At 49.0% G+C, this 6176-nt stretch carries 7 protein-coding genes; 4 read left to right on the top strand and 3 right to left on the bottom strand.

Annotation, left to right across the window (positions count from 1 at the left end; translation table 11 throughout):
* The first annotated feature begins 19 nt into the window (after positions 1 to 19).
* Both trmD and rplS read left to right on the top strand, forming a co-directional pair.
* The gene (trmD, locus tag VFA_RS00520; protein ID WP_004723884.1) at positions 20 to 763 is read left to right on the top strand and encodes a tRNA (guanosine(37)-N1)-methyltransferase TrmD; all 744 of its coding nucleotides are present in this window, start codon (positions 20 to 22) and stop codon (positions 761 to 763) included.
* Positions 764 to 804: 41 nt separating this feature from the next.
* Complete coding sequence (gene rplS, locus VFA_RS00525) at positions 805 to 1158, top strand: 50S ribosomal protein L19 (protein WP_004723886.1); 354 nt, start codon at positions 805 to 807, stop codon at positions 1156 to 1158.
* Between the two features lie 168 nt (positions 1159 to 1326).
* On the opposite strand, the gene degS is transcribed toward rplS, so the two are convergent.
* The 3 genes from degS to zapG all read right to left on the bottom strand — a co-directional run bounded on the left by degS (position 1327) and on the right by zapG (position 4507).
* A complete protein-coding gene (degS, locus tag VFA_RS00530) occupies positions 1327 to 2388 on the bottom strand; it encodes an outer membrane-stress sensor serine endopeptidase DegS (protein WP_004723888.1) in 1062 nt (353 codons plus the stop codon).
* 164 nt (positions 2389 to 2552) lie between these two features.
* Positions 2553 to 3920, bottom strand: coding sequence for a DegQ family serine endoprotease (locus VFA_RS00535; protein ID WP_038150580.1), 1368 nt, complete (start codon positions 3918 to 3920; stop codon positions 2553 to 2555).
* Positions 3921 to 4057: 137 nt separating this feature from the next.
* Positions 4058 to 4507, bottom strand: coding sequence for a Z-ring associated protein ZapG (gene zapG, locus VFA_RS00540; RefSeq protein ID WP_004723891.1), 450 nt, complete (start codon positions 4505 to 4507; stop codon positions 4058 to 4060).
* A 152-nt stretch (positions 4508 to 4659) separates the two neighbouring features.
* Between zapG and zapE the strand changes: the two genes are divergently transcribed.
* Together zapE and rplM are read left to right on the top strand one after the other, a co-directional pair.
* Positions 4660 to 5763 carry a cell division protein ZapE gene (gene zapE, locus VFA_RS00545; protein WP_004723893.1) on the top strand — a complete coding sequence of 368 codons (1104 nt, stop codon included), beginning with the start codon at positions 4660 to 4662 and terminating at the stop codon, positions 5761 to 5763.
* Between the two features lie 225 nt (positions 5764 to 5988).
* Positions 5989 to 6176 (top strand): 50S ribosomal protein L13 (gene rplM, locus VFA_RS00550; RefSeq protein WP_038150583.1); only part of this gene is annotated, 188 nt, incomplete at its 3' end.

Below are 6176 nucleotides of genomic sequence, written 5' to 3' on the forward strand. Positions count from 1 at the left end.
TCGATAAGGCAGAGAACACATGTGGGTTGGCGTCATTAGCCTATTTCCTGAAATGTTCCGCAGCGTTACCGATTTCGGAGTAACAGGTCAAGCGGTAAAAAAAGGGGTGTTGTCCATTGAGACTTGGAATCCTCGTGATTTCACTCATGGCAAACGTCGCACTGTCGATGACAAACCCTACGGTGGCGGCCCTGGCATGTTAATGATGGTTCAACCTTTAAGGGATGCCATTCAGACAGCCAAACAGGCGGCACCGGGAAAGACGAAAGTCATTTATCTTTCTCCTCAAGGTCGAAAACTCGATCAGCAAGGGGTCGAAGAGCTGGCAACACATGAGAACCTGCTTCTCATCTGTGGCCGCTACGAAGGGGTAGATGAGCGCATCATTGAGTCTGAAGTTGACGAAGAATGGTCAATTGGCGACTTTGTGATGACGGGTGGGGAGCTCCCAGCCATGACGTTAATTGATTCGGTCTCTCGGTTTATTCCGGGGGTACTCGGTGATTTTGCGTCGGCAGAAGAAGATTCTTTTGCCAATGGCTTGTTGGATTGTCCGCACTATACGCGTCCAGAAGTGTTGGATGGAAAAGAGGTGCCTCAGGTGCTGAAATCTGGAAACCACGAGGACATTCGTCGTTGGCGACTGAAACAGTCGCTAGGCCGAACTTGGCTGAGAAGACCAGAGCTCCTGGAAAACCTAGCTCTGACTGACGAACAGGAACAATTACTGGCTGAGTACATTAAAGAGACCCAGACCCAGTAACCTATTAAATTTAGTATCAGTTTATTCTAGGAATTTAGACAATGAGTAACATCATCAAGGCTCTTGAAGAAGAGCAAATGAAGCAAGACCTACCTCAATTTGCACCAGGTGACACTGTTGTTGTACAAGTTAAGGTAAAAGAAGGTGACCGTGAGCGTCTACAGGCTTTTGAAGGCGTTGTAATCGCAATTCGTAACCGTGGCCTACACTCAGCATTCACAGTTCGTAAAATCTCGAACGGTGAAGGTGTTGAGCGTACGTTCCAAACTCACTCTCCAGTAGTGGCTAGCATCGAAGTTAAACGCCGTGGTGCAGTACGTCGTGCCAAACTGTACTACCTACGCGAACTATCTGGTAAAGCAGCTCGTATCAAAGAGAAGCTTGCTAAGAAATAATGCTAGAACTCGCGTTCTCATGAAAAAGCGGAGCCCATGGGCTCCGCTTTTTTGTGTCTGAATGATGGGGTTTTCAATTGAGTATGGTGTTTTGAAATGGAACCGTGCTTTTAATTGGGATTGAGAGTCTCGCGTGGTTACGGGGCTGTTGGTTGTGAAGCGAACCGACTACTCGCGCGAATCCTCCGCAATGGTCACGGGTAACGTGATCTCTTCGCCTTTACGCAGCAGCGTGAAGTTCACCACGGTTCCTGGACGCAGATCTGTGACCGTATCCATCACGCTTTGACGGCCGTTGATCTTCTGTCCATCAATTTTCAGGATAATGTCTCGCGCTTGGAAGCCCGCACGCGATGCTGGCCCATTCGGGTCGATACCCAACACCACAATGCCACCAATGTGTTCGCTGCCAAGCAGGCGTGAGGTGACTGCGTTGATGTCTTGGCCATCGACGCCAATGTACCCGCGAATCACACGGCCATCGGCGATGATCTTATCCATGATTTTACTGGCCAAAGTGAACGGGATCGCAAAAGAAATCCCATAGGTTTCCATTTCCGTTGCTTGTTGAAATGAGGCGGTATTGATGCCTACCAATTCCCCTTGCGTATTCACCAGTGCCCCGCCGGAGTTCCCTTCGTTGATGGCTGCATCGGTTTGAATAAACGCTTGGCGACCATCGGCACTGATCGATGAGCGGCCGGTTGCGGAAATGATACCAAAAGTAGTGGTTTGACCGAGGTTATATGGGTTCCCGATCGCAAGCACAACATCACCGACTTTGGCTTGATAGTTCGGGTTTTGTGGAATGATGGGCAGGTTTGTCCCTTCGACGCGCAGCACTGCGATGTCGGTACGGCGATCTTTGCCCACCAATTGCGCAGCGGCAACGCGCCCATCTTGTAATGCCACGATGATTTGATCCGCCTGAGCGACCACGTGATAGTTGGTAATGATGTAGCCTTTTTCACTAACGATCACGCCAGAGCCCAGCCCCTGTGTCGACAGTTTGGTTTTATCACTTTCTGAATATTTGCGGCTATAGATGTTTACCACCGCAGGTGCTGCGCGGCGGACGGCCTCATTAAATGAGATTTGAAGAGAGGCGAAATTGGCTGGTTGCGCACTTTTTTCGGGCATCACATGGCTGCGCAACGATGGCACGGCCGCAATCACGACCGCTGCCGTGACCAGCCCAAGTCCGACTGAACGAACCAGAAATTTCAGCATATAGTTTCCAACCACTTACTCAACGAACTGACGAATGAACGTTACGCATCGATAAATTAGGATGATACGAATCTGTAACGAGTTCGAAGAATAGCATTACCTTACCGAATAACAAAAGGGCAGCGTAACAATGCTGCCCTTTTCTCAAGCGACGAGTCTCGTGTTTATCGCACAACCAGATAAATGGTGCGGTCACCTCGTTGAATATTCAACGCCAGCACGTTCGGACTTTTCTCCAGAATGGCGCGTAAATCGGCGATGTTTTTCACGCGTTTACGGTTCACACCAATAATGATGTCGTCTTTTTGCAGTTGATAGCCTTCTGCGGGAGAGTCTTTCGCTACGCTGGTGACTTTCACTCCTTGAATCACATCGCTGGCGGTGGTGTTACTCAGTTCAGCCCCGCTCAGACCTTGGTGCAGTTTGTCGGCCTTGGTCTTGTTGTTGCTTTGCTCGCCCAAGGTCACTTCGTAGTTCTTCTCTTTTCCGTCGCGAATCACACCCAGTGTCACGGTTTTACCTGCGCCCAATGTGGCCACTTTGGCGCGTAATTCGGCAAAGGTTTCGACTTTCTTACCGTTCACAGAGATGATGATATCGCCAGCTTTGAGCCCGGCTTTATCTGCGGCGCTGTCAGGGAGGACCTGACTGACAAATGCGCCTTTGCTGGATTCATAACCCAATGCGTCCGCCAGCTCAGAAGTAATTTCGCCCCCTTGAACACCAAGCATGCCGCGTTTCACTTCACCGAATTCCAGAATCTGATCGGCGAGGTTTTTCATCATGTTGGATGGGATCGCAAAACCGATACCGACGTTGCCGCCATTGGGGCCCAGAATGGCGGTGTTGATCCCGATGAGTTCGCCGTTGAGGTTGACTAAGGCACCACCGGAGTTACCGCTGTTGATGGCTGCATCCGTTTGAATGAAGTTCTCAAAGTTTTCGATATTCAGGCCGCTGCGACCGAGCGCAGAAACGATCCCGGAAGTGACGGTTTGGCCAAGGCCAAATGGGTTACCGATCGCCACGGCAAAATCGCCGACGCGCAGTTGATCCGAATCTGCAATCTTAATTTCCGTGAGATTTTTCGCCTTTTCCAGTTTGAGCAGGGCGATGTCGGACATTTGGTCGCCGCCAACCAGTTCTGCGTCGTATTCACGACCATCATGCAACTGAACTCGGATTTTTTCCGCGCCGTTGATGACGTGATAGTTGGTCACGACGTAGCCTTTTTTAGCATTAATCACAACGCCTGAGCCCAAGCCACGGAACGGACGTTCTTGCAGTTGCTCCGTTGGAAAATCCGGGCCAAAGAAGAACCGGAATTGATCGGGAATACGTTGACGAGAGACTTGAGTACCTTCAACCGCAATGCTGACCACGGCCGGGGTGACCTTTTCCAGCATGGGTGCCAAACTCGGAACTTGCTCTCCACTCACGGAGAGAGGTAGCGCGGCAGAGGCCGGCAAGGGGGTGATGATGGAACTTAAGCTTAGAGACAGAGCGGTTAAGACAAGCAAAGGTTTTTTCATCATAAAACTCCTCATAGATTAACGCCTGGTTACAGATATATTTGTTACAAAATATAAATTTTCAACAGACTCAGTGAGAGTTATGACTCAAAAACCTTTGCAAAGTTCAGTGGTCGATGATTCAACCGTGGATTAAATTAACTCGCTTTCGCGTTGACCACTTCGGAAGAGTGAATGATCGCTTTCTCTTCTGTTTTCAGCAGACCTGTTGCACCCAGCGCGTAGTCTTTCGGTGGCTGTTCGAACGATTCGTCTGCGTTGCCTGCGGCTTCATTTTCTTTGTGCTGCGCAATTTTCTTCACAAACGGATTATCTTGCTCTGGCAAATTCGGTAATAGCTCAGACGAGGTTTTGGCCATGTGTTGGTAAAGTTTGGTGTAATCCTTACCGAGCGTATCCAGCATTTCAGCCGCCTGAGCGAAATGATCAGCCAGCTCTTGGCGATGCTGTTCAATTTCAAATTTGGCGCTGTCCAAGTCTTTTTGTAGGGACTTTTGCGTCTTGTACTGCGGGGTGGTCAGGCGAGCAATAACGATCCCTGCAACAATCCCCACTAGCAAGCCCACAATGGCGTAAATCCAAGGCATAACTGCTCCTTATTGTTGTTATTTAACATGTTTTTCACTGGTTGGTTACACATGTTCAAGGGACATGTTACTATGAGACTGTTGGCGGATAAAGCAAAAAGCATGTGCTTTCAACGTCAGTTTTTTGCCCTTCATTTTTGCAGTAGACACTCATGACACCGAAGCAACGATACGAACAAGATTTAAAACGATCGGATTTTCAAAGAGATGACGCTCAGGCGCGAGCCGTCGATGGGTTGGATGCGCTGTATCATCAACTGATCGAATTCCTCGACACACCAGTGGTACGACCTTCTCGCTGGCAAAAATTACTCGGGAAAAAGGTGGAGCGTCCTATCCCGCCCAAAGGACTGTATTTTTGGGGCGGCGTGGGGCGTGGCAAAACGTATCTCATGGATACCTTTTATGACGCACTGCCCACGGAACGTAAGATGCGGGTCCATTTTCACCGTTTTATGTATCGCGTGCACGATGAACTCAGATTACTGGGCGAAACCAGTGATCCGCTTGAGGTGGTGGCCGACAAGTTCAGCCGCGAAGCGGTGATCATCTGTTTCGATGAATTTTTTGTGTCTGATATTACCGATGCGATGATTTTGGGCACGTTGTTTCAAGCCTTGTTCCGTCGTGGCGTAGTGTTGGTGGCGACATCAAACATTCCACCGCACGACCTCTATCGCAACGGGTTACAACGGGCGCGTTTTCTACCGGCTATCGCCTTAATTGAAGCCAACTGCCATATTCTGAATGTCGATAGTGGTGTCGACTACCGATTACGCACGCTTGAGCAAGCGGAAATTTACCATTATCCACTTGATGAGCAGGCGCGGGCGAATTTGAGTCAGTACTACAGTCAGTTGGTGGGGCATGAGAAACCGAACGTCAATGAAATCGAGGTGAATCGTCGCAAGCTCAGTGTGATTGAAGCCAGTGATGGCGTGCTGCACGCGTCATTTGCTCAGTTGTGTCAAACTGCGCGCAGTCAAAATGACTATATCGAAATGTCGCGTTTGTACCACACCGTGCTCTTGGCGGATGTGAAACAAATGGATCGCACCTTAGATGACGCAGCGCGTCGTTTTATCGCATTAGTCGATGAATTTTATGAGCGACACGTGAAACTGATTATTTCCGCAGAAGTAGCACTGGAATCGCTTTATACCCACGGTCAGTTGGAATTTGAGTTTAGACGTTGTCAGTCAAGGCTGATTGAAATGCAGAGCCGCGATTATCTCGCCAAAGAGCATCTGGTGTAACCACAAAATTTTTGTCATCAATCACGGGCGAAAAAATTTGTGAATTTATGCAAAAAGAGGTGATTTTTTCCGCGCTCTTCTCTATAATCCTGCGACCCACCGTTACTGCAGGTCTTTTTTAAGGCCGAGAGTGCCACCCACTCGAAGGGGTGATGACTGGGCTCTTAGACAGTGGGAGCGTATGCTCCTTTAAGTGTAAATTTGATTAAACGGGTTATTATTAGCATGAAAACTTTCGTTGCTAAACCAGAAACTGTAAAACGCGACTGGTACGTTGTAGACGCTGAAGGTAAAACTCTTGGCCGTCTAGCAAGTGAAATTGCATCTCGCCTACGTGGCAAACACAAAGCTGAATACACTCCACACGTTGACACTGGTGATTACATCATCGTTGTAAACGCGGAGAAAGTTGC

The organism is Vibrio furnissii CIP 102972 (genome assembly GCF_000176175.1).
In the GTDB taxonomy this organism is placed as follows: Bacteria; Pseudomonadota; Gammaproteobacteria; order Enterobacterales; family Vibrionaceae; genus Vibrio; species Vibrio furnissii.

What these genes read in the sequence shown, in the direction of transcription:
- zapG (WP_004723891.1), bottom strand. Translation starts at nt 4,507, where the DNA reads ATGCCTTGGATTTACGCCATTGTGGGCTTGCTAGTGGGGATTGTTGCA.
- degS (WP_004723888.1), bottom strand. Translation starts at nt 2,388, where the DNA reads ATGCTGAAATTTCTGGTTCGTTCAGTCGGACTTGGGCTGGTCACGGCA.
- zapE (WP_004723893.1), top strand. Translation starts at nt 4,660, where the DNA reads ATGACACCGAAGCAACGATACGAACAAGATTTAAAACGATCGGATTTT.
- VFA_RS00535 (WP_038150580.1), bottom strand. Translation starts at nt 3,920, where the DNA reads ATGAAAAAACCTTTGCTTGTCTTAACCGCTCTGTCTCTAAGCTTAAGT.
- trmD (WP_004723884.1), top strand. Translation starts at nt 20, where the DNA reads ATGTGGGTTGGCGTCATTAGCCTATTTCCTGAAATGTTCCGCAGCGTT.
- rplS (WP_004723886.1), top strand. Translation starts at nt 805, where the DNA reads ATGAGTAACATCATCAAGGCTCTTGAAGAAGAGCAAATGAAGCAAGAC.